The sequence below is a fragment of the Caenimonas sp. SL110 genome (assembly GCF_001044395.1).
Lineage (GTDB): Bacteria > Pseudomonadota > Gammaproteobacteria > Burkholderiales > Burkholderiaceae_C > Ramlibacter.
Genome location: NZ_JANU01000037.1, coordinates 42,183 through 64,390 on the forward strand (window position 1 = coordinate 42,183; position 22,208 = coordinate 64,390).

Below are 22,208 nucleotides of genomic sequence, written 5' to 3' on the forward strand. Positions count from 1 at the left end.
TCATTGAATGCCTGTCCGATATCGCGGGTGTATCCGGAATGTACCGTTCGCGTGTCGGACAGTTACCGACTGTGTGCTCCGCGCGGGGATCAGCCGCCCTTGTGCGGACGCTTGCCCGGGTTCTTCTTGGAGCGGGTGGCGGTGCCGCGCTCAAGCGACACCTTTTGTCCGCCGCCGCTGCGCTTGGTGGCCAGACCTTCGACGGGCTTGGGGGAGACGGTGCGCTTGCGGTCGGCTTCAGTGATGATCTTGTTGGCCATGATTTCTTCCTTATGGTGGATTGCTCAACCTTCTATTGTCGTTCATCACGGGCAGGTGACGACGGGGCCTTGGGCAATACACGGGCCGCGCGGCGGTCCAGGGCTTAAGAATTTCCCTTAGGTAGAGCGCCGGTTTTGCCTAGGGGCGGCATGTGCCTGCATGGTTTCATCAGGTAACAGCTTGAGGAAACCCCATGAATTCCAGCCATCCCGCGTACGAAGAAGAGCACGAACACGACGCACGCGTTCCCCGCATCCTGGTCGTCGACGATATGCCGGACAACCTGTTTTTGATGCAGGGCCTGTTTGAAGACCGCTTCGAGGTGGTGCAGGCGCAATCGGGGCGTGAAGCGCTGCAGATCGTCATGGGCAAGAACCCGCCGGACATGGTGTTGCTCGACATCATGATGCCCGACATGGATGGCTACGAAGTGCTGCGCCGCATCCGCCAGCACACGCCCACCGCACACATTCCGGTCATCTTTCTCACCGCGCTGGCCGGCCAGCAAGACCAGGCGCTCGGCCTCAAGATGGGGGCGGTCGACTACCTGACCAAACCCGTGGACCCGGAGCTGGTGCTGAGCCGCGTCGAGACGCGCGTGCGTGAATCGACCCATGCACGCCGCGTCGAAGCGCTTTCCGAAAAGCTCGCACGCCACTTGCCGCCCAATGACTGGCAGCGCCTGTTCCAGGGCGAGGGGCAGGATGCAATTCGCTTCGAGCAGAAACGACAGACGGTGTTGTATGCGGAGATCGCCAATCCAGGCACCCTGACGCCGCATGAGCGCGAGAACTTCTCGGCCGAAGTCGAGTGGCTCGCGGCAAGACATATGGGAACCGTCGATCGCTATGTCGATTGTGCAGCGGTCGTCTTTTTCAACGATCCCGCAGCGTGCATTCGCATGGCGATGGATGTGCACCGCAACGCAGGCGAGCTGCGCCTGCGCATGGGCATCCACACCGGCCTGTGCGAAATCGGCACCTTCCGAAATGACTTCCTGGGCAGCTGCACGCTGATCGGCGGAGAAACCCAACTGGCCGCGCGCGTTGCCGCGTCGGCTGCCATCGGAAGCATCGCCGTATCGCCTGAAACCTACGTCACCGTGCGCGACTGCATTGCCGAAGAAGCGGCTGGTTGCCTGCTCACCGAAGAATTCAACGACGCCGACCTGGCGCAGATCTGCCTGACGCCGGCGCCAGTGCGCGGTGGTGAGCATGCGCTGAGCAGCTTCGCGGGGCTGGGCTTGCTGGGTTAGACGGCACATTTGCGGCAAGTCAGACCAGAGTCGGGGGCCTGACACCCCGGGAACCGATGCCCTGTTGGTGTTACTTAAGACGTAACTACAGGAGCACTCATGGATTCCAGGACACCTTCCGACGCTACGACTTCAAGGTACAGGCGCGACCCCAACAAGTCGCCCCAGAGAAGGTCAGCCTTACCACCAGGGCTCCTGGTCTCCGGCACGCCTGCCGCAACGGTTTTGCTTGCAGGCGCTCCGGCCGGAAAGACTCACGCGCAGGGCAATCCGGCGGGAACCCCTGCAAGCGTTGCGGGCCGGTCGACGGTAGCTGCGCCTTTGTTGATTCGCGCTGGAGAGGCGACCCCAGCCGACCAGCTTTGCGCTGTGTTGTGGAACTCGGACAGGGAGGTCGTGATACTTCCGCAGTCCCCACGGCCAGTGCATTCGCCCAGGAGAGCAATCGACCCTGTGGTGCAGCCTTATCGACCCGCGATCGCATCGGTGCCCGTGTACCTCACGGCGCAGGTGACGCCAGAGGAAGATGGCGATCTGGTCTTTTCTGGGCCGCTCGCACCACCGGACGAGGTCAGAGTCATCCCACGCGCAGACCTCATCAACACCAGGAGGCGCATCGAGTCGCTCGTCCCACGCTTGCTGCGCGAAATCGCTGAGCAGGACCCCCGAAAGGGTTCGGGTAGCAACGCAAGGTTCACGTTGTTGTACGAGCTGCAGGAGTCCGCTCAGATGATGTCGGCGCATGGGCATGACTTCCGGCAATTCTTCGAGCGCACCCTCAAGGCGAGCCTTGAAAAGCTGGCCGGGTTCGAAGGTGACTTTCGCCAGTTGAACAGGAATCTGGCGCGCATTGCGACCATGACCGGTGAAGCGCACCAGTCGGTCACCGATCATTACGTGATGAAGGCGATCGGCGACGGTGCCAGGCTGTTGCTTGTTCAGATGGAGGCCAGGGGCCCCAAATCCCCAAAAACATCTGGGTCCCCTGCGAGCAAGGCGATGCAGCAGCGCGAGCGGGTGCAAGAAGCCGTCAGCAGGCAGATCAGCAGGTTTTGCGAGCCAATGGAAACCCAGGAGATGCTGGACGCAGCCCGCGCTTTGGCCGGGACAGTTGCGCGCACAGGCCCGCAACCTGCCCTCATTGCTGACGCCATGGTGGTTCACATCTCCAGCGATCTGCTGGCACGCTCTGACGCTGACCTGGCGATGATTGCTCGCAACCTGATCAATTCGGCGAAGGCTCTGCAGCCGAACGACGTCCATCTCAAGGCGCTCAGGAATGTGCTGGCAGACTTGCTTGAGCTGCGCGGCGGCCTGCCAGAAATCGTGGCCACGCTTCGCCAGACCATCTTCGGCCTCAACCCTCAGGAGCAGGCGGCAGCGGTTGTCGAGTCGATGTCTTTTGAGGACCTTGCGAGCTACAACACGACCACGAATGGCAAATCGGTAGCGCATGAGTTTCCAGACAACGACGCGTTGATGCGGCTGGCCATCAAGAGGGAGCTGGCCCGTCGCGTAGACGCACCGGTCCAGCAGGCGATCGCCGACGAGTTCCGATTCCTCTTCAGGAGCGCCGATCCACACCGTCCCGCCAACACAGCCGCGCAGGTGTACGCAAACCTGACCCGCCAGGTACGGCAGCTGATCGGTCACGGCAGTCGACAGGACGCTTTCACGTCGATCTTTGACGCGCTCGCAACGCAGGCCACCACGGCGCAGGGCAAGCGAGACGTCGAGTGGTTCATGCAGCAGTTGCCTGCCGCCGAATTGCAGAAATTTGCGGGTGCCCGCGCATCGGGCCGCCGAGCCGCGCAGGAGCATGCAGCGCTTGCCGGGATCGCCGCAGACGCATTGGCCCAGGCGCTTGAAAGGCAAGCTGAACTCGATTGGGCGAATGGCCTGCTGGAGCACCTGATGGCGCAGGCCCGGCAAGAACATCCGGACTCGCAAGACGCCCAATGGGTGCTGGTCGTCGAGCAACTCTCCCTTCAGCTTGCCGTTGACCCAGGCACGGTGGATCGGCTTTTCACGAACTTGCCCGCCGAAACGCTGGCAAGGATCATCGGGACCCCGAAACTGGCAGGTGCCAATCAGCACGAGCACGAGTTGCTGATCGCCGTAGCTCGGGAGAGCCTGGCCGATCGATAACGCCTGAGCACGGTACCGGGCATGGGTTGATGGCCGCGCGAAGGGACTTTGGTAGCTGGTGCGCCGTGACGGCAGGGGTGTCTGGAACCGATGGGTGCAGGCTGTTACTCAGTCGATGAATCCAGATGGAGAGATCATGAGCTCGAGTTTGACTATCAACGCCCCGGCATCCAGCACTGCAAGCGCGACTGCGGCACAGGGTGCGAGCGGCGGCTTCCGCAGGCCGGGCCACTTCACGAAAGTCAGCTTCCTGCCATCGGGTGAGCCGGCAGTGAAGGCTCATCAGGTCGATGCGCGACACAAACCGGTCACGGACCCATTCAGCCGTCGCCTTTCCGAGGAACAGCCGAACTCTGCGAGAGTCAACCCTGAGCAGGCGCACGGGGACGTTGAGGACGATCTCCAGGAGCACGCCGACCTTTCCGGCGATGAAGCGAGTTCGAACTCCCTCACGCAATTCGCTGAGCACTTCAGTGAGGACGATGACGACCTCAGTGATTCGGAAGCGGATGAACCGTCAGAAGCCTCAGAACCCGCAGTGGCACCAGAACCCTCAGTCGTCCGGGAACTCTCGTTCAATTCAGCTGTGGATGCTCCGCCCGAAGTTGAGGTCGCACACGAATACGAACACGCTCTTCCCGTGGGTCCGGCACCCTTCAGGTCTGGCGCGATGATGCCGGTCCCTCATGGCCAGCCCTTCGAAGCAACGGTTGCCAAGGTCTTGCAAACGATTGCAGACCCGGCAACGCTGTGGGGGCCAGAGCTGGCAGCCATCTGGTTTGATGCGGCAGCGGGCAATAACGTCGACAGGGCGCTGATCCAGACGGTTGAAAAGCAGGTTCGGGCCATGACGCGTGAGCAGCTCGAAGCGATGGAGGCCGGTCTTGCCCACGTCGACGACGGCTACCTCAGCACGATCAGGAAAGATGATCCGAACCGGCTGAAGCTGGAACGCGGCCAGCAGATCGGCCTGTTGATCTCCGATGTGGTGCATCGCGAACTGGGCAACAGACCTGTCCCCCAGGTCGAAGTGCGGTATCGATTCTTCGCCAAGTACCGAGCCAAACGGGCTGAGCGCACGCGATTGCTGGCCAAACCCACCAAGGCGCAAGCCGAACGCGCCAGGACCCAGGCTGTTCACGCCAGAAAGCAGGCCGTTGTGGACGGCAGCCTGCATACGATGACGCAGCCCCTGGGCAACACCAGGGCAAGGGTGACGGAGGCTGGGAAAGTGTTGCCCAGTCGGCCCAAGGTGGACATCTGCCTGAACCAGTTGTTTCGCGCCTTGCCCGTGCGCTCACCCAGCCCAAAAATCAGGAGAGAACTCGTCTGGGAGTCGAAGCCGACGCCCGAATCGGACGAGAAGTACATCAACCAGTTCCGCGGACACATCGGCCGCACGCTGCTGCGGATGGACACGCACCACCTGGTCAATGTCCTTGCCAACCTGGACCACGCCAGCGACGCGCACAAGAACGATTTCCGGTTCGGCATCCTGTGCCAGGCGGTGAAGGACCAGCTCACACATCGCGGTTACGAAACTGCACAGCAGGCCTTGACGTTTGCCGGCGAAGTCCTCGATACCCTCAGGACGCCTGCTGACCGCGCCGACCCTGTGCAGGTCGCATCGAAACTCAGGCAGTTGATGGAGCAACTGACCAATCTGGCCATCGGGGCCAGGATGCCGGCCGAGACCTTCCACGCGATGGTCTTTGACACCCTGGCCAGCTATGCCGACCAGCCGGCCTACCGGGAAGCTGTCAGCGCATTGATCAGGCAGATGCCAGACGAGCTGTTGTTCGCCATTGCAGATTCGGGTGGCACGCGCGTCATGAATACGCAAGGCGATCGGTGGATCACCTCCCTCGCGGCAAGTCGCAGGCAGGTCCTGAAAACAGGTGCCGAGTGCACGGCAGCCGTGACGGCCGCCACAACGATGCTGGGCGGGGGTGGCGCGGGTGGCGCGGTGGACCCAGCAGGCCTGGTCTCGGCGCTGGCCCGGGTGCAAAAGTCCTATGAGCACATCACAACTTCTTCCATCCCGCTCAACGAACTCGCAAGCGACATTGGGCAACTGGGCGACAGCCTGAATTCACTGGAAGCCAGCGTCTTCAACGCGATGACGCTCACGCAGCTTCGGTCTGTGGTGTCGTTCTTTGCCAGCACGCGACTTGATATGGGTGACGCGTTCATTTCGGTCATCAGCGCGCGCCTGCATATCGGCGAATTCGTTGACGCTGCTGCGGGTCTTGCAAGAGCGCTTGACCCTCAAGTGCTCAGTGAGAAGACGGAAGGCTTCGTGCCCATGCTCCTTGCAACACAGGCTGCTCACGAAAAGATGAAGGCAGTCGGCGTTCAGGTCACCGACCCCACCAGCCAGGATCCGATTCCGCAGCATGCCAATGAGATGCTGATCGCGGCGAAGCACCTGTTCGTCACTGTGCCTGCAGACACGTTTGCCGAGATGAAAATGGTCGATTTGCTCAAGGTGCAAACAGCGTTCAAGGCGCTGCAAATCGACCCCGGACTTGCAAGCCGGATGGTCATCGCTCGGCGACTCGGCCTGGCTTCTGACGTGCAGGAAGTGGACGAGGAATTCAATGCGCAACTGGCCGACAAGTTTCCACTGGCCGAGCTGGAGCTTGAGGACGACGTGGTTGCCGCGCCCGTTCCTGGCGCCGAGCTGCCAATTGGCCAGACAGCCAGGCTTCTCGCCAATATCACCTCGATTGTGAAGTCCGGACGGGACAACGCCTGGCGCAGCGTCACGCTTCAATACGATTCGCTCATTGATGAGGTGGTAGCCAGCGGTGCGAAGTTCGACCCGTCGGATGACGATCAGCTTGCACAGGCCAACGATGCCGCCGTCTCGCTCGTCATGGATGCGCTGGCTCACGCCGCGCAGACTTCGACGGGTGCCACTCAAGTCGGGGTGCTGCTGCGGCACTTGCCTCCTTCGTATCTGAAGACGATCGGAACTTCCACGCCGAGCGCACGGGTATCGCCGGCCACGCACAACCGCCTCATCGAACTGGTCAATGACACCTGGGCGGCAGAAGCGACAGCTGTCAGTGCGCGATTCGACGCGGCGGTTGCCCAGTGCCAGCCGGCCAGCGCAGCGGCCTTGCGTCTCGTGCTTGCGCGGCACTCGGAACTCGCTGCATGGGAGATCTCCCCCCGAAAGTCTTCCCTGGACCTGCTGGCCACCGCGCTCCTGGATCAGGTCAGCCAGATTGCAGAACTCGACGCCGCGGAAATCGCGTCGCTGAGCAACATGGGCCTGGGCCCGGACTTTGCCCAGAAAATCGGGCAGGCAAGTGCCGTGCGCGCAACCGCCTTGAGCGCGCGCCACGCAAGCCTTTGGGCCCAAGGGCTCGCCGGTTTGCGCGCGGGCCGACTGGACGACGCCGTGCGCGCCCTGAGGCGGGCGACGCATATCGCAGGGGAGATGAACCTTGCCCATCATCTTCCGGTTGCAAACGCGCCGATGACGACGGATTCAAGCCGCGATTTCCACGATGCGCTGATGCAGCGCATGTGGGACGAGTTGGGCGCGGACCAGCAGGCAGAGGTTGCACGCCTGATCACCACACCCGAAATTCGGGGATTGATCTGGGTCCTGGAGGCTCCGTCCGTGACCGGCGCGAGCGGCGTGGACCCTGAGCAAGTGAGCCAGCGCAAGATGCTCAGTGATGACTTGAAGCGCTTGGGGCCGCCGGGTGCGGTGTTCGACAACGCTCGCGCATCGGTCGCAGTGCTGGAAGTGGTGGAGCAAGCATTTGCCGGCGATCTGGGTGAAGACATTGCATCTACGCAGCCGCTTCCGGTTGCAGCGCCTGAAATCGGGCAATCCAGCCCAGTGCCCGCGCGGCGGTCTTCTTCAATCGACGCGGCCCAAGAGGTCACGCTTCGGCGGTGGCGCAATGCGATGAGCCTTCTCAGTCAGGGCGAGTTGGCTCGCGGGTTGGTCAATCTGAAGGATGCGGTGTCTCTGACAGATGAAGTTGCGCAGCTTCAATGGCAGGAGGGGGGAGGCATTGGCACAGTTTCAGAGCACGACCGACAGGCGACGATCACACAGATGAAGCTCAGCGAAAATCAGATGACGCTATTCGCGCAGGCTCTGAACCGGCCTGATGTTCGCGAGCTGATCGAGGCGCTCAGGGCTGTCGCAGGTTCGGCGCGCGCGGATACAAACCCTGCATTGCCGGTCATGAGGGCTGTGCTCATGGACCTTGAATTGGTCCGCGAAAAGCTGAATGCCGTACCGGAGCTGGATCCCGTACCAGAATTCGAATCCTTGCGGATTTCGGCCGCGATGCGCGAGGTCGTCATTGAAGGCTTTCGCACGGAACTTGGATTGCGCGGGGAGCGGCTTGCCAAGGAGGCGTTCGAGTCCCATTCCCCGGTCCGTCCAAGGCGGCCCTCGCCAGTTTGAACGGCGAGCCCGGGCTCAATCTTCAGTTGACGAGGGGCGCCGGAATAGGCACCCCCAGCTTCGCCGCCCAGGGCTCCAGCATCGGCGCAATCGACGGGTGCAGTTTCACACCCGTTTCCAGCTGGTAAGTCGCCCGTTCCAGCCCCCGCTCGCCGGGCGTGCGCACGGTCGTGCCGGGCTTGCTGGGCCGTGACTCGCGGCATTGCTGGGTCACGGCGCTGGTTTGCCGTGTGAAAGCATCCAGGCCCGCGAACGCGCGTGGATCGATCATCTGCAGGAATACCGTGGCGCCCCAGCCCTCGTTGTCGTCGGCCCGGCCGTGACCGGCAAGACCGCCTGTCAACGCCTCCACCAGCAGCGTGAGCCCATAACCCTTGTGCCCCGAATCCAGCCCACCCAGCGGCAATATCGTGCCCGCAGGTTTGCTGAAAAGCACGGACGGGTCATCGGTCGCATTTCCGTTGCTGTCGATGACCCAGGCCGCTGGCAGCTTGCCGCCTTCGCCGTGCAGGCGCTTGGTGAGCCCATTGGTGGTGGCTGAAGTTGAGATGTCGATCAGCACCGGCATGTCGCTGGTGGGGATGCCTGCCGCCACCGGGTTGGGCGTGAACACCGGATCGAGCCCGCCGAAAGGCGCAACGCTCGCGGACGCCGGATCGGAGCATGCCAGGATCATCAGCAGGCCCCGATCGGTCGCCCGCTTGAGGTAGGCGGCCAGGCACGCGATGTGATGGCTGCGCCGGATCACCACGGTGCCGGTGCCGAACTTTTGCGCGCGCTCGGCCGCCAGGTCCATCGCCTTGAGCACCAGCCACGGGCCGGGCAGGCGACGCCCGTCCCATGTCACGGCTGCAGGTGCATCGGCGACGACTTCGGGCTCGCCGTCGACCTGCATCGTCTTTGCTTCGATTGCCGCGAGGTAGGGGGCGAGCAGCGCAAGTCCGTGGGTGTCGTGCCCCATCAGGTCGCCATCGACCAGGATTCGCGCAACCGCGTTGGCCTTGCGCTCACCGAGTCCGGCTGCGAACAGGAGTTGGGTTGCGAATTCAACAAGCTTGTCGGCGGGGTAGGCAAGGGCAGTTGCGGGGGCTGCTGTGGTCACTTTTGTCTCCTCGGTTTTTTTGGTAGTCCTCGCGCACGAGAGGTTTGGTAACACTCGCGTGCAAAGGATGCTGCGCATCATCGCTTAAGCTCGCGCCGATGACGAGTGGCTCCGGTGTTCGGGATGAAGCGATGGCGGTAATTGCCTGGGACGTGGCGCACAACGCGCTGGGCCGGGCATGGGTGTTGGCCGAGATCCTGCGCCGGGCGGGACACCCGACAGACCTGGTCGGAGCGCTCAAGGGCACCGACGATGTGTGGCTTCCGCTGCGCGGCGCCGTGCCCCCCGTCCATACGCTGGCCTATTCCACCTGGTCGGAGCTCGTGCGCGGCATCGTGACCTGGGTCGAGACGCATCCGCTTCACACCGTGGTCGTGTCCAAACCCCGCTTTCCCTCGATGTTGATGGGGCTGGAATACAAGCGGCGCTGGGGCGCCCGCGTGATCGTCGATGTCGATGACTGGGAGCTGGCGCTTGTCGGGCGCACCGAGCCCCTGCACCCGTCGGCGGTGTCCCATGCGCCCGACTTCGCGCTCAAGGTGCTGCCGGGGCATCCCTACTGGAGCCGCGTCGCCGAAGGGATGATGAACCTGGCCGATGCAGTGACGGTGTCGAATCCGAATCTGCAGCGCCGGTTCGGCGGCACCGTGATTCGCCATGCGCGCGATGAACGTCTGTTCGATGCGTCACTGTTCGACAAACGCGAAACCCGCCTGCGCTTTGGCTTGCCTGCGGACAAGCGCATCGTCATGTTCCTGGGCACGCCGCGCCGGCACAAGGGCCTGCAGGACGTGCTCGCGTTCATGGAGGCGTGCGGCGCCAACGACCTGCTGCTCTGCGTCGTGGACAGCATCGGTGACCCCGCATTCAGGAGCGAGCTGGCGGCAGCCGGTGGCGAAAGACTGGTGTTCGTGCCGGCCCTTGCCTTTGCCGAAATCCCTGCGTTGCTCAGTACGGCCGACTTCGTGTGCCTGGCCCTGGACACCGCGTCCGATGTGACGGACTACCAGGTGCCCGCCAAGATCACTGACGCGATCGCCATGCGGGTCCCTGTGCTGATGGCTTCATCGCCCTCGGTTGCCGACCTTTTTGAGCAACGCATCTTTGTCAACGAAGGGCCGCTGGATGCATCCGCCTTCCAGCGGGCTGTTCACATGCCCCAGGCCGAGCTGGACGCCGTGACAGATCGGGCCTACCGGGTCTTTCTGGATGAGTTCTCGATGGCGGCGTCGGCCCGAAAGCTCGAACAGTGCCTGCAGGCCACCGGCAACAAGCCCCTGCCGCCCTGGTCGCGGCACATCAATGCCCTGGTGGCCCGGCTCGGCGGCAAGAGCGTGCAATACCCATCCTGAGCCCTGAAAAGTGCTGGAGGACCTAAAATCGGGCCTTCCCCGAAAGCCTGCATGAACGCCCCCGTCGACGTTTCTTTTTTCGCGCGCGCCGCAAAGCCCATCACCAGTTACCGCAAGTACTGGGCGAGCCGCTTCGGCACGTCGAAATTCTTGCCCATGAGCCGCAAGGAAATGGACGAACTCGGCTGGGACAGCTGCGACATCATCATCGTCACCGGTGATGCCTATGTGGACCATCCGAGTTTCGGAATGGCCGTGATCGGGCGGACGCTGGAAGCGCAGGGGTTCCGTGTCGGCATCATTGCCCAGCCCGACTGGCAGAGCGCCGACCCGTTCAAGGTGCTGGGCAAGCCGAACCTGTTCTTCGGCGTCACCGCCGGCAACATGGATTCGATGATCAACCGGTACACCGCCGACCGCAAGATCCGCTCTGACGACGCCTACACGCCGGGCGATGTGGGCGGCAAGCGCCCTGACCGCGCGGCCATCGTCTACAGCCAGCGCTGCCGCGAGGCGTACAAGGATGTGCCCATCGTTCTCGGCGGTATCGAAGGCAGCCTGCGGCGGATCGCGCACTATGACTACTGGTCGGACAAGGTCCGCCGCTCGATCGTGGTCGATTCCAAGTGCGACATCCTGTTGTACGGCAATGCCGAACGCGCCATCGTCGAGATCGCGCATCGCCTGGGCGCAAAGGAGCCGGTGCAGGACATCGTCGATGTGCGCGGCACCGCGTATGTTCAACGCGAAGGGCGCAGCGACTGGTTCGAGATCGACTCGACCGAAGTCGACATGCCGGGCCGGGTCGAAGACCACATCAACCCGTACATGACGACGCAGGAGCAGGCGAAGGCGCAGGGCTCGACCTGTGAGAAAGACCCTGATTCGCTCCCTGCCCCGGAAGTCGGTGATTTGCTCCCTCCCCCTCTGGGGGAGGGCGGGGGTGGGGGCGAGGCGAAGCCGCTGCTCTTCATGCCGAACCCGAATCTGTCGAGCCGGGTGCACCCTCACCCCAACCCTCTCCCGCAAGCGGGAGAGGGAGCAATGCCTGAGGGGACAAAAAAACGCCCACCCCCTCGTGACCGCACCGTCATCCGCCTGCCTTCCTACGAACAGGTCAAGTCCGATCCGGTCCTCTACGCCCACGCCAACCGCGTGCTGCACCTGGAAACCAACCCGGGCAACGCGCGCTCGCTGGTCCAGGCGCATGCCGACCGCGATGTGTGGCTCACGCCGCCACCCATCCCGCTGACCACCGCCGAGATGGATTACGTATTCGGCCTGCCGTACGCACGCAGCCCGCATCCGGCCTATGCAGACGAGAAGGGCGGCCACGACGGCGCGACCAAGATCCCGGCGTGGGAAATGATCCGCTTTTCGGTGAACATCATGCGCGGCTGCTTTGGCGGCTGCACCTTCTGCTCGATCACCGAGCACGAAGGCCGCATCATCCAGAGCCGCAGCGAAGACTCGGTCATCCGCGAGATCGAGGAGATGCGCGACAAGGTGCCGGGCTTCACCGGCATCGTCTCGGACCTGGGCGGGCCGACCGCCAACATGTACCGCATCGGCTGCAAATCGCCCGAGATTGAAGCGGCGTGCCGCAAGCCGAGTTGTGTCTATCCGGGTATTTGCTCGAACCTCAACACCGACCACTCAGCGCTCATCAAGATGTACCGCAGGGCGCGTGCGCTCAAGGGCGTCAAGAAGATCCTGATCGGCTCGGGTCTTCGCTATGACCTGGCCGTGCAGTCGCCCGAGTACGTCAAGGAACTCGTTCAGCATCACGTGGGCGGGTATCTCAAGATCGCGCCCGAACACACCGAGCAAGGTCCGCTGACTCGCATGATGAAGCCGGGCATCGGCAGCTACGACAAGTTCAAGGCGATGTTCGACAAGTACAGCGCCGAGGCCGGCAAGAAGCAGTACCTCATTCCGTATTTCATCGCGGCCCACCCGGGCACCAGCGACGAAGACATGATGAACCTCGCTATCTGGCTCAAGAAGAACGGGTTTCGCGCGGACCAGGTGCAGACCTTCTATCCGAGCCCGATGGCCACGGCCACCGCGATGTACCACTCGGGCCGCAACACGTTGCGCAAGGTGCGCCGCGAGGTGACGCCCGAAGATGGTGTGGACATCGTGCGAGGCGAGCGCCGCCGCCGCCTGCACAAGGCATTTCTGCGTTATCACGACGCCAACAACTGGCCACTGCTGCGCGAAGCGCTCAAGGCGATGGGCCGCGCAGACCTCATCGGCAACGGCAAGCACCACCTGATTCCGTCGTTCCAGCCGATCACCGACGGCAGCTACCAGAGCGCGCGAAAGAAGAACTCGACGCCGATGGCCAAGGCGCCAGTCGCAGGCAAGCCTGCGCGGGGCAATGTGCTGACCCAGCACACCGGCCTGCCACCGCGTGTGACCGGCGCTGCCAAACGCAAGGCGCGCTGAGCCAGCCGGTTGTCATGCCGGACGTGATCCGGCATCCACCGCGAAGCGGCTACTGGGCTTGAAGACATGGATTGCGGATCGAGTCCGCCATGACAGCCTGTGCGCTCAGCGTCCCACGACACGCGCGCCCTGTTGCACACTCGGCGCATGAGAGACAAGCAACACCTCATCCTGGGTGAACACAAAACGCGGCGCGTCATGCTCGCCAGGGCCATCGAGCAGGGCGATGCACAGGGCAAGCTGCTGGGCGAAGCCGAACGCGACCGTATCGACCAGGAGTCACGGCGGACAGCATCGCCTGATTCCAGGGCCCGCATGGGCGAGTTCATTCACGACCGGGCGGTGCAGGTCATCTCCACTGTCGAGCCACGCGACCCCTGGCTTGCAGGCCTGCAGAACGCGCGGCCCTGGCAGCTCTGGCTGGCAGCGGGCATTCCGGTGCTCGCATTCACCCTGGGCGTGGTGTCCAACATCATCGGCAATCCGCATCGCGTGGACCTGGTGTCATTGCCGCTGCTGGGCATCGTCGCGTGGAATGTCGTGATGTACCTGGCGCTATTGGCCGGATGGGCAATGGCGCGCAGCGGGCAAAAGTCATGGATCGGGGCCCTGGGCCGGTGGAGCGATGGCAACCGCGCGTTGTCCAGGCGGCCCGGCAATGCGCGCGCGCAGGTCACGGCCCATTTCTGGCGCGAGTGGTTCAAGGTGACGCAGGGGCTGCACACCAGCCGCATCAAGCGCGTGCTGCATCTTTCGGCAGCGGCATGGGCAGGGGGCGTGATTGCTTCCTTGCTGGTTCGCGGACTCGTTGTCGAATACCGTGTCGGTTGGGAAAGCACCTTTCTCGACGCGTCGCAGGTCAACACGCTGCTCAATGTCTTGCGCGTGCCTGCGCAATTGCTTTTTCCGCTGGCGCCATTCACGACCGAACAGGTTGCCCGGTTGCAGTTCAGCGCCGGCGGCGGGACGGCTGAGGGCGCATCGACATGGGTGTTCATGTATGTGGCGTTGCTGCTGGTGGTCGTGGTGATTCCGCGACTTGTGCTGGCAGCGATCGCGTGGGTGCGCGAACGCTTTCAGGCCGGGACTATGTCCATCGACGCCGCCGAGCCGTATTACGAACGCATTGCCAGCCTGCTCGATGTGGCGCGCGTCGAGCTGTGCCTCATCACGCATTCGGACGAGGACCGAGGGCGGCTCATGCGCGTGCTCGCGCAAGAGGCGGACATCGCGCACACGCTGGTCAGCAGCGACCAGGGCGATGTCCTGCGCTTCATTGACCTGTCGGGCAAGCAGCCGCCTGCGCTGGGGGTTGCGCAGCCCGTCGCGCAAGAGGGGTCATCGGCATTTCATTCGTGGCTCGACATGGTCAAGGCCAAGCTCATCGCGCCTTCGGTTTCCGCGATTCCACTTGCTGATCCAGCGCTTCAACAGGCCTGGGACCATGGGGATCTCGTCGTGCATCTGGCACGCAGCGATGCGGATATCGATGCAGCGCGTCCGCTGGTGGAGTGGCTGGGCAAGCCGGTGCTCGTGGTCGGGGCTTCAGAACTGATGCGCGGTGCAGTCTCCTTTGATTCTTTCGCCCGGAACTGGTCGCGCGAGCAGCATTTCTTTGACGCCATCGCAAAGCTGCTGCCCAAGCCTTCAGCCGCCGCCTGCAACCGGCTGGCGAAGGCGTGGGACCAGCGCAACCGGGCCCGATTCGGACGGTCGATGGACATCGTGGCAGAGCATCTCCTTTTGGCCGCCAAACAGTCCGGGGACGTGCCGGAAAGCGGCTTTCCGGCTTTGCGCGCGACAGAGCGGCAGGCCAGGGAAGAGGCGCGCGCCCAAGCGATGCGGGGCATCGTCGCGCGGCTGGACGAATCGGCTCGTTCCATGCTCTCGCGATTGCGCGAGCTGCATGGCGTCAGGCAGGAGGGCGAATCCGCGTTGCAGCATCGGCTGGAGCGCGAGCAGCTGGTGCAACGGCGTCTGGGCCAGGGCAACAACATGCCGGTGGCCGAGACGGCGGGCGGGGCAGCGGTCGGTGCGGGCGTGGGCTTTGCACTGGACCTGCTGGCCGGGGGCCTGATGCTCGGCGCGGCCACGGCGGCAGGCGCTGCCATCGGTGGCTGGGTCGGCGCAGCGTGGACCAAGCGCGGCACCTCGATCACCCTGAGCAACGAGATGCTGCAGGCCATGGTCGAGGCCGCGCTGCTGCGTTATCTGGCGGTGATTCATGACGGCCGGCTGCCCGAAGGCGAGGAGCCCGTGACTGCATGGACCAGCGAAGTGGTTGCGCAGGTTGCGGCGGACAACGAGCTCTACACCCCGTTCTGGACGGTCGCCCGGTCGGCGCAAACCGCGACCGAGGTCCAGTCTGCGCTTGGCAGGCAGCTGGAATCGACCGCGCTGAAAGTGCTGGCGCGCGTTTGAAGTGTCCGCAAATTTCGGTCAGCGGGCATAGGCGCTGTCCTACAAGAACATGGTTGAGCTTGGGTCAGCATGGTGGTCCCGAATCCCCTGAAAGCCAAGGAGCGCACATGCAGGAAGTCACCACCGCCATCATCCCCGCAGCCACCACCGAGAAGCGCCTGCGTGGCTTCGCCGCGATGTCGCCGGAGAAGAAAAAGGAAATCGCCAGCATGGGTGGCCGCGCCGCTCACGCCTGTGGCCGAGCCCACCAGTTCACCAGCGAAGAAGGCCGCGCTGCCGGCAAGAAGCGTCACCAGCCGTCTGACCGTCCGGCTTGAAGCCAGTGCTCTGTGGGGCGGCTAGATGGCCGCCGCCCAGAGCATGGTCAGTCCCGCCAGCAACAGCAATCCGTCCATCAGCAACCTGAATCGCGACGCATCGAGCTGGCGTACGTACCGCTTGGCGATGAACGCACCCGCAAACAGCGAGGTGCCGATGATCAATCCCTTTCCGACGGCCTCTAGAGGCAGCGCGCCCAGCGTGCGGAACGTGATGGCTTTGGCGGCGTGCACGGCTATCGAGGCCATCGCTTCGGTTCCCAGGTATGCGCCTTTCACAAGGCCGTAAGCCAGGAAGAAGGGCGCATTGATCGGGCCCGTCGTCGCCACGATTCCAGTGAGAAAGCCGATGAACAGGCCCACCACAGCCAGATGCCACGCCTGCAGCTGGAGCTCTCGTGCGGCCATCCAGCGGCGCACCGGAATCATTGCAATGAAAAAGCAGCCCAATCCCATCTCGACCCATCGCGCGGGCAGGGCGAGTAGCGTAGCGGCGCCAAGCGCAGCAGCAGGAAAACCTGTAGCGCTGTAGATCGCGACCGCGCGCCAGTCCACGTCTTTCCACCAGGCCGCGACTCTTGATGCGTTCGCCAGCAGCGAAGCCACCGCCATGATGGGCACGGCGTCGCGCGGGCCGAACACGATGACCAGCGCGGGCATGAGCATGATCGACGTGCCAAAGCCGACGATGCCGCCGAGCGTACCGGCAACGAGTCCCAGGACGAGGACGAGGGCGAACTCCACCGGGCGATTATTTGCGCTTGCCCAGCGCCCGTGCAAACCACCACCCGATGGCGGGAAGTGCGACGGCGGGCACGACCAGCATCGCAACGTAGCCCCACTGGTCGAATGAATAGCCAGCGATGCTCACGCCGATGGCCTGCCCGACGAAGAGGCAAAACGCGAACACCGAAACGGCAGTGCCGCGCGCCTCGGGCGCCATCTGGGTCGCGTGCGTCTGCAGCGTGTTGTGAAACAGGTAGGTGCCGAATCCGACAAGCAGAGCAATCGGGCCCGCCAGCATGTAGAGCGGACTCACCAGCCATCCGATGAAGCCTGCACCAATCATCACGCCGCCCCACAGCACCATGCGTCGCTCGCCGAACCGGTGCACGATGTGCCGGGCCAGGATCGCGTAGAGCAGGCCGCCCACTGCGTACAGGGCGATGAGCGCAGCTGCGGTCGAAATCGCGATGCCAAAGCGCAGGTGCAGGTAAGAAGGCAAGTAAGCCAGCGGCCCGAGCAGGAAGATTCCTTCGAGGCCAACCGCAATGAGCACATAGCGTGACCAGGGCATCCGCAGCACTGATCGCAGCTGCGACACGAAAGCGATTCGCGTAGGGCCCGCGCTGGCGGCGGCAGGTGCGTCCCGCAGCCAGAGAAGCATCGCCACGCCCACCACCGCGTATCCCGCGCTGATCATGAAGAAAGCGCCACGCCAGCCCGCCGCAGATTCGGCGAAGAGCCCGCCTGCCAGCTGGCCGGCCATCATTCCGGAGATGGTGCCCGTCAGCATCCGGGCCAGCGTGGCCTGACGCTGGTCGTAGGCAACGGCGTCCCCTATCCAGGCCATGCTCAGGGGGATCACGCCTGCGGCTGCCATGCCCCACAGCACGCGCATCACCACCAGAACGTCAAAGTCGGTTGCCGCGCCGCACAGGCCCGCACCGACAGCGCACCCCATCACCGCGATCAGCACCATCCTGGCCTTGCCGAACCGGTCGCCCAGCGGGCCGAAAACAAGTTGCATCAGCCCATAGGCGACGGAAAAGGAAATGACGACGCGCCCGGCAACGCCTGCGGTGATGCCGAAATCGCTGACCAGCCGGGGAAGCAGGGCGTCGCAGATGCGCATGCCTGCGCCAGAGAAGAACCCGGCCATCGCCAGCAGGGCAATCGTCCTGCCGGAGCCTGCAGCGCTGGCGGTCGCCACGGTCAGCGCGCGTTCTTGCGGTTGCGGTACTTGCGGCGTTTGTCCAGGAACCACGCGAGGAAGGGCAGCAAGATCACCGAGCCGGGGAGCGCCCAGATAAAGAGATAAGGACTCACCGCCGATGCCGAGCGAACCATGGCACTGAGCTCCTGCTTTTCCTCGGGTGTCCACTTGCCGCCGTTGCGCTGCTTCATGAGAAGCGGCCATGCACCTTTGATCATCACCAGCTCATCGCGCAGGCGCACCTTTTCGCGGCTATTGCTGGCAAGGAAGGAGCAAAACCAGATCGGCGCCCGCTTCATCTTGGTCTGGAAAACGGTGGTGGAGGTGCCGTCAAATGCGGGGGCTGGCGCCTTTTGGGCCGCTACCGGGTGGGCGACTGCAACTTCTTTGGCAGGTTCGGCGCGGACTTCTTGCATCGCCCGATTCTAGGTGTCGCGCACAAGGAAAAGGGGACCGCAAGCGGTCCCCGGGGTCATTTTTCACAAGGCCGTCAGGCTTTGTCGACGGCATCCTTGATGCCTTCTTTCAGGTCGCCTACGCCCTTTTGCAGCTTGCCTTCGACCTGGCGGGCTTCGCCCTTGGCCTCCTGCTCCTTGCTGCCGATCACCTTGCCCAGGTTTTCCTGCGCCTCGCCGGCGATGTCCTTGACGGTGCCTTTGACTTGATCCTTGTTCATATCTGCTCCTTTGGGTTGCTACGGGTTGAAAAACAGGCCTTGCAGGGCGCGAGCCCTACGCGGCCTTCTTGCGGGGTTTGGGTTTGACGCTCGTGGTCGAACGGGCGGGCTTCTTGGCGGCCGCCGCCTTCCGGGCTTTCGCAGGTGATTCGTCGTTGGCGGCCTTGCGCGCGCCCGTGCTGGGCTCGCCCTTGCGCAAGCTGCGCTTGAGCAGCTCGGTCAGGTCGATGATGTCGGCGCTGCTGTTGATCTCTTCGCCTTCCAGCGGCTTGACGATGTGCTCGCCCTGGCCGGCCTTTACCTTGGCGGCAACGACCTCTTCGAGCTTTTCCTTGAACTCGTCGTGGAAAGCGTCAGGGTTCCAGTCGTCCACCAATTCCTTGACGAGCTGCTCGGCCATCTTGAGTTCCTTGTCGCTGATCTTGGTGTCGGCATCGGGCAAGGGCAGGCCGGCTGTGTCGCGCACTTCGTCGGACCAGCGAAGCAGTTCGAGCACCAGCATGCCGTCGCCTGGAATCAGCGCTGCGAGGTGCTGCCGGGTCGAAATGACGACGCGGGCAATGCCGACCTTGCCGGTGCGGCGCATGGTTTCCAGCAGGAGCTTGTAGGGCTTCTGGCCCTTGGCGGCCGGTGCGACGAAATAGGGTTTGTTGAAGTAGGCCGTCGGGATCTGGCTGCCGTCCACGAACGACTCGATTTCGATCGTCTGGGTGGAGCGGGGCAGGGCCGTCCTGATCTCTTCGGGCGTCACGACCACGTACTGGTCTTTTTCGTACTCGAAGCCCTTGACCACCTCGTCGCTGGCCATTTCCTTGCCGGTGGACTTGTTCACCTGCTTGTTGCCGACCGGATTCATGGTCGACTTGTCGAGCAGGTTGAACCGCATGCGGTTTTCCTGCGTCGCAGAGTGCAGCGTGATGGGAATGTGGACCAGCCCGAAGCTGATCGCGCCTTTCCACAGGGTTCGGGTGCTGGATGGTGCGGGCATGAGGCAACGTTAGTTGCCGTGCTTCATCCAGGATGTAGGACGCTGTAGCGAAACAGCGTGCGTACGAATCAATCGATCAGCTTGTTCTTCAGCGCGTAGTAGGTCAGGTCGCTGTTGGACGCGAGGCCCATCTTTTCCATCAGGCGCGTGCGGTACGTGCTGACGGTCTTGACGCTCAGTGAAAGCGCATTGGCGATGTCACCGGCCGTCTCGCCCTTGGCGAGCTTGAGGAACACCTGGAATTCGCGCTCGGACAACAGGTCGTGCGCGGCGCTGCCTTCCTTGCGATTGAGCTGCTGTGCGATGAGTTCAGCCACCGATGGCGAGATGTAGCGTCGGCCCAGCGCAATGGTGCGGATGGCGTTGACGATCTCCATCGGCTCGCATTCCTTGTTCAGGTAGCCGCTGGCGCCCTGGCGAATCAGGTTCACTGCGTACTGCTCTTCGGGGTAACCCGAAAGAATCAGGATGCCCACATCCGGTGCCTTGGCACGGATCATGGCCAGCGCGTCGATACCGCTTTGTCCGGGCATGGACAGGTCCATGATGATCACGTCCATTTCGGTGGTGCGAACCAGGTCGATGGCCTCGCGTCCGCTGGACGCTTCGCCCACGATACGCAGGTCCACCATCTCGGACAGGAACTGCTTCAGCCCGGCCCGCACGATGGCGTGGTCGTCGACGATGCCTACTTTTACGATCGAATCATTCATGGTCTTGTTTAGCGAAACTCATCAGCCTGAAGTGTGTTCCCAAAAGCGCGGCAGTGGGTCGAATTGAGACTTTTCAGGCGCAAATTCAGGCTTTGTCCTACAAGGCGCTTTCGCATTGGTAACGAGTCGCGTCAGGCCATGGTGAGGATCGGCAAATCACGTTCAGCCGCCAGGCGATCCAGTTCGGCTCGGGACTGGCCCAGGAAAAATGCAGCGATCGCCTGATGTGTGGCCGGTGCAAACATGGTGCGCATGTCAGATGCGTCCAGACCCGCCGCCGCGCACAGGCCGGCTGCAAAGTGCGGCTCCAGCGCGGCCACGGCCACGCGGCCGTCCTTGCAGGGAAAAACCCTGTACCCCGCGTGTGCGCCGCCGACCGCGCCTGCCGGCTGCGTGAGGCCCCAGTGCCGAGGCAAGGCGAGGTAGGCTGCAGCTTCAGACAACGCTACTTCAATGAACGCTCCCTGCGGATGCGTTTGGCCGGAACCCGCGTATCGCTCGCTCTGCGCGAGGGCCGCGCCGAGCACGGCTTCGCTGGCCATCAGCGATCCGCTCATGTCGGCGTACAGCGTTGCGGGCAGTTCAAGGCCGGGCACCAGGCCGTTGTCTGCGAGGTAGGTGAGGTCGTGTCCCGGCTCTTCACCGGCAGGGCCGGGCGCGCCCACGATCGCGACATGCGAAAGCTCGGGGTAGGCCGCGTGGAGCTTTGACCATTGCAGGCCCAGCTTCGTGATGGCAGACGGGCGAAACGAGGTGAGCAGCACATGCGACCTGGCGAGTTCGCGATGCAACACCTTCTGGCCGTCGGGGGTTTTCAGATCGGCCGTGATGACCTTGACGCCTTCGCTGAGTTCGTCGTAAGCCCCCTGGTTGTAGTGACGCATCGGGTCCCCCGCAGGCGGCTCGATCTTCACGCAGGTCGCGCCCATCTTGCGGCAGCGCATCAGCGCCGCAGGGCCGGGCAGGTTGAGGGCAAGGCTGAGGATCCGGGTCCCGGCAAGCACTGTTGTCATGGTGCGTGATGATGACAGAGCACGGGAACATACCGATTGCTGCGCCGATTGCGTGGGCTACGCTGGCCTCGTAGTCACACAACCATTCGGAGACATCGATGAATTTGCGTCGTACCCTGCTCGTTGCCGGTCTTGCAGTCACTGTTTCAGGCGCGGCGTTCGCGCAAGCCTGGCCGACCCGGCCGATCACGCTGGTCGTGCCGTTTGCTGCCGGCGGACCCACCGATGTCGTCGCCCGCACGCTGGGCGCATCGATGAGCAAGACGCTCGGCCAGACGGTGGTGATCGAAAACAAGCTGGGGGCGGGCGGCACTGTCGCGGCCTCCTATGTCTCCAAGGCCACGCCTGACGGCTATACGTTCTTCATCCACCACAACGGCATGGCGACATCGACCGCGCTGTACCGCAAGCTGGCCTACAACCCGCTGACCGATTTCGAGTTCGTGAGCCAGGCGGTGGATGTGCCGATGACCTTGCTCGCGCGCAAGAATTTCCCGGCCAACAACTTCCAGGAGTTCGCGGCCTACGTCAAGGCGAACAAGGACAAGATCAATCTCGCCAACGCAGGCCTGGGTGCTGTGTCGCAGCTGTGCGGCATGCTGCTGGAAAACGCCCTGGGCGTGAAGATGACGGCCGTGCCGTTCCAGGGCACTGCGCCTGCGATGAATGCGTTGCTAGGCGGGCAGGTCGACATCCTGTGCGACCAGACGACGCAGACCATTCCGCAAATCAAGGCGGGCAGCGTCAAGTTCTATGGCGTGACCACCAAGAACCGCATCAAGGCCTTGCCCGATGCGCCCACGCTTCATGAGCAAGGCCTGAAAGACTTCGAGGTTGTCGTGTGGCACGGCATCTACGCCCCCAAGGGCACGCCCAAGCCTGTGATCGATCGCATGAACGCTGCGGTGCGTAGCGCCCTGAAGGACCCCGATGTCATGAAGCGCATGGCCGACCTCGGCGCGGAGATCGCCCCGGATAGCAAGCTGTCGCCAGAAGGCCTGCAGACCTGGCTCAAGTCCGAGATCGACAAATGGGGCCCGATCATCCGGTCGACCGGGACTTTCGCGGACTGATTGGAATCATTGGATGTCATTGCGGACTCTTAAGAAACACCACTCAAGTGCTTGATTCGTAATG

The 22,208-nt window shown here is 63.3% G+C and carries 17 protein-coding genes; 8 read left to right on the forward strand and 9 right to left on the reverse strand.

The features are described from left to right. Positions 1-89: 89 nt before the first annotated feature. Entirely contained in the window at positions 90-260 is a 171-nt protein-coding gene (locus AQ12_RS23210; protein ID WP_193387997.1) for a hypothetical protein, read from the reverse strand. 194 nt (positions 261-454) lie between these two features. Here AQ12_RS23210 and AQ12_RS22240 point away from each other — a divergent pair, with 194 nt between their 5' ends. The 3 genes from AQ12_RS22240 to AQ12_RS16845 all read left to right on the forward strand — a co-directional run bounded on the left by AQ12_RS22240 (position 455) and on the right by AQ12_RS16845 (position 8,102). After that, a complete protein-coding gene (locus AQ12_RS22240) occupies positions 455-1,516 on the forward strand; it encodes a response regulator (RefSeq protein WP_053076775.1) in 1,062 nt (353 codons plus the stop codon). A gap of 456 nt (positions 1,517-1,972) precedes the next feature. Next, positions 1,973-3,664: a hypothetical protein gene (locus AQ12_RS16840; protein ID WP_152682836.1), complete on the forward strand. Its 1,692-nt coding sequence runs from the start codon at positions 1,973-1,975 to the stop codon at positions 3,662-3,664. A gap of 586 nt (positions 3,665-4,250) precedes the next feature. Further along, a complete protein-coding gene (locus AQ12_RS16845) occupies positions 4,251-8,102 on the forward strand; it encodes a hypothetical protein (protein WP_152682837.1) in 3,852 nt (1,283 codons plus the stop codon). Between the two features lie 22 nt (positions 8,103-8,124). On the opposite strand, the gene AQ12_RS16850 is transcribed toward AQ12_RS16845, so the two are convergent. Then, complete coding sequence (locus AQ12_RS16850; RefSeq protein WP_048441110.1) at positions 8,125-9,204, reverse strand: Ldh family oxidoreductase; 1,080 nt, start codon at positions 9,202-9,204, stop codon at positions 8,125-8,127. 98 nt (positions 9,205-9,302) lie between these two features. Between AQ12_RS16850 and AQ12_RS16855 the strand changes: the two genes are divergently transcribed. The 4 genes from AQ12_RS16855 to AQ12_RS16870 all read left to right on the forward strand — a co-directional run bounded on the left by AQ12_RS16855 (position 9,303) and on the right by AQ12_RS16870 (position 15,745). Next, positions 9,303-10,556: a hypothetical protein gene (locus AQ12_RS16855; protein ID WP_152682838.1), complete on the forward strand. Its 1,254-nt coding sequence runs from the start codon at positions 9,303-9,305 to the stop codon at positions 10,554-10,556. 51 nt (positions 10,557-10,607) lie between these two features. Beyond that, the gene (locus AQ12_RS16860) at positions 10,608-13,007 is read left to right on the forward strand and encodes a YgiQ family radical SAM protein (RefSeq protein ID WP_048441112.1); all 2,400 of its coding nucleotides are present in this window, start codon (positions 10,608-10,610) and stop codon (positions 13,005-13,007) included. A 147-nt stretch (positions 13,008-13,154) separates the two neighbouring features. Next, positions 13,155-15,428 carry a DUF3482 domain-containing protein gene (locus tag AQ12_RS22245; RefSeq protein ID WP_053076776.1) on the forward strand — a complete coding sequence of 758 codons (2,274 nt, stop codon included), beginning with the start codon at positions 13,155-13,157 and terminating at the stop codon, positions 15,426-15,428. Positions 15,429-15,535: 107 nt separating this feature from the next. Further along, positions 15,536-15,745, forward strand: coding sequence for a KGG domain-containing protein (locus AQ12_RS16870; protein WP_048441113.1), 210 nt, complete (start codon positions 15,536-15,538; stop codon positions 15,743-15,745). A 21-nt stretch (positions 15,746-15,766) separates the two neighbouring features. On the opposite strand, the gene AQ12_RS16875 is transcribed toward AQ12_RS16870, so the two are convergent. The 7 genes from AQ12_RS16875 to AQ12_RS16905 form a co-directional block, all read right to left on the reverse strand. Further along, positions 15,767-16,489 (reverse strand): sulfite exporter TauE/SafE family protein, encoded by a 723-nt coding sequence (locus AQ12_RS16875; protein ID WP_048441114.1) that lies wholly within the window; start codon positions 16,487-16,489, stop codon positions 15,767-15,769. 7 nt (positions 16,490-16,496) lie between these two features. Continuing rightward, positions 16,497-17,627: an MFS transporter gene (locus AQ12_RS16880; RefSeq protein WP_048441127.1), complete on the reverse strand. Its 1,131-nt coding sequence runs from the start codon at positions 17,625-17,627 to the stop codon at positions 16,497-16,499. A 53-nt stretch (positions 17,628-17,680) separates the two neighbouring features. Next, positions 17,681-18,097, reverse strand: coding sequence for a hypothetical protein (locus tag AQ12_RS16885; protein ID WP_193387998.1), 417 nt, complete (start codon positions 18,095-18,097; stop codon positions 17,681-17,683). A gap of 74 nt (positions 18,098-18,171) precedes the next feature. Continuing rightward, positions 18,172-18,357: a CsbD family protein gene (locus AQ12_RS16890; RefSeq protein ID WP_048441115.1), complete on the reverse strand. Its 186-nt coding sequence runs from the start codon at positions 18,355-18,357 to the stop codon at positions 18,172-18,174. Positions 18,358-18,412: 55 nt separating this feature from the next. After that, the gene (locus tag AQ12_RS16895) at positions 18,413-19,345 is read right to left on the reverse strand and encodes a Ku protein (RefSeq protein WP_048441116.1); all 933 of its coding nucleotides are present in this window, start codon (positions 19,343-19,345) and stop codon (positions 18,413-18,415) included. A gap of 68 nt (positions 19,346-19,413) precedes the next feature. After that, positions 19,414-20,046 (reverse strand): response regulator transcription factor, encoded by a 633-nt coding sequence (locus AQ12_RS16900; RefSeq protein WP_048441129.1) that lies wholly within the window; start codon positions 20,044-20,046, stop codon positions 19,414-19,416. Positions 20,047-20,189: 143 nt separating this feature from the next. Further along, on the reverse strand, positions 20,190-21,071 hold the full coding sequence (locus tag AQ12_RS16905) for a CoA transferase (protein ID WP_048441117.1): 882 nt from the start codon (positions 21,069-21,071) through the stop codon (positions 20,190-20,192). 98 nt (positions 21,072-21,169) lie between these two features. On the opposite strand from AQ12_RS16905, the gene AQ12_RS16910 reads away from it, so the two are divergent. Next, positions 21,170-22,144 carry a tripartite tricarboxylate transporter substrate-binding protein gene (locus tag AQ12_RS16910; RefSeq protein WP_048441118.1) on the forward strand — a complete coding sequence of 325 codons (975 nt, stop codon included), beginning with the start codon at positions 21,170-21,172 and terminating at the stop codon, positions 22,142-22,144. The last annotated feature ends 64 nt before the right edge of the window (positions 22,145-22,208 follow it).

Bases quoted from the DNA above. Each gene is read 5' to 3' on its own strand.
- AQ12_RS23210 (WP_193387997.1), bottom strand. From the start codon at position 260: ATGGCCAACAAGATCATCACTGAAGCCGACCGCAAGCGCACCGTCTCC.
- AQ12_RS22240 (WP_053076775.1), top strand. From the start codon at position 455: ATGAATTCCAGCCATCCCGCGTACGAAGAAGAGCACGAACACGACGCA.
- AQ12_RS16855 (WP_152682838.1), top strand. From the start codon at position 9,303: ATGACGAGTGGCTCCGGTGTTCGGGATGAAGCGATGGCGGTAATTGCC.
- AQ12_RS16860 (WP_048441112.1), top strand. From the start codon at position 10,608: ATGAACGCCCCCGTCGACGTTTCTTTTTTCGCGCGCGCCGCAAAGCCC.
- AQ12_RS22245 (WP_053076776.1), top strand. From the start codon at position 13,155: ATGAGAGACAAGCAACACCTCATCCTGGGTGAACACAAAACGCGGCGC.
- AQ12_RS16870 (WP_048441113.1), top strand. From the start codon at position 15,536: ATGCAGGAAGTCACCACCGCCATCATCCCCGCAGCCACCACCGAGAAG.
- AQ12_RS16880 (WP_048441127.1), bottom strand. From the start codon at position 17,627: ATGGCCGGGTTCTTCTCTGGCGCAGGCATGCGCATCTGCGACGCCCTG.
- AQ12_RS16885 (WP_193387998.1), bottom strand. From the start codon at position 18,097: ATGCAAGAAGTCCGCGCCGAACCTGCCAAAGAAGTTGCAGTCGCCCAC.
- AQ12_RS16890 (WP_048441115.1), bottom strand. From the start codon at position 18,357: ATGAACAAGGATCAAGTCAAAGGCACCGTCAAGGACATCGCCGGCGAG.
- AQ12_RS16895 (WP_048441116.1), bottom strand. From the start codon at position 19,345: ATGCCCGCACCATCCAGCACCCGAACCCTGTGGAAAGGCGCGATCAGC.
- AQ12_RS16905 (WP_048441117.1), bottom strand. From the start codon at position 21,071: ATGACAACAGTGCTTGCCGGGACCCGGATCCTCAGCCTTGCCCTCAAC.
- AQ12_RS16910 (WP_048441118.1), top strand. From the start codon at position 21,170: ATGAATTTGCGTCGTACCCTGCTCGTTGCCGGTCTTGCAGTCACTGTT.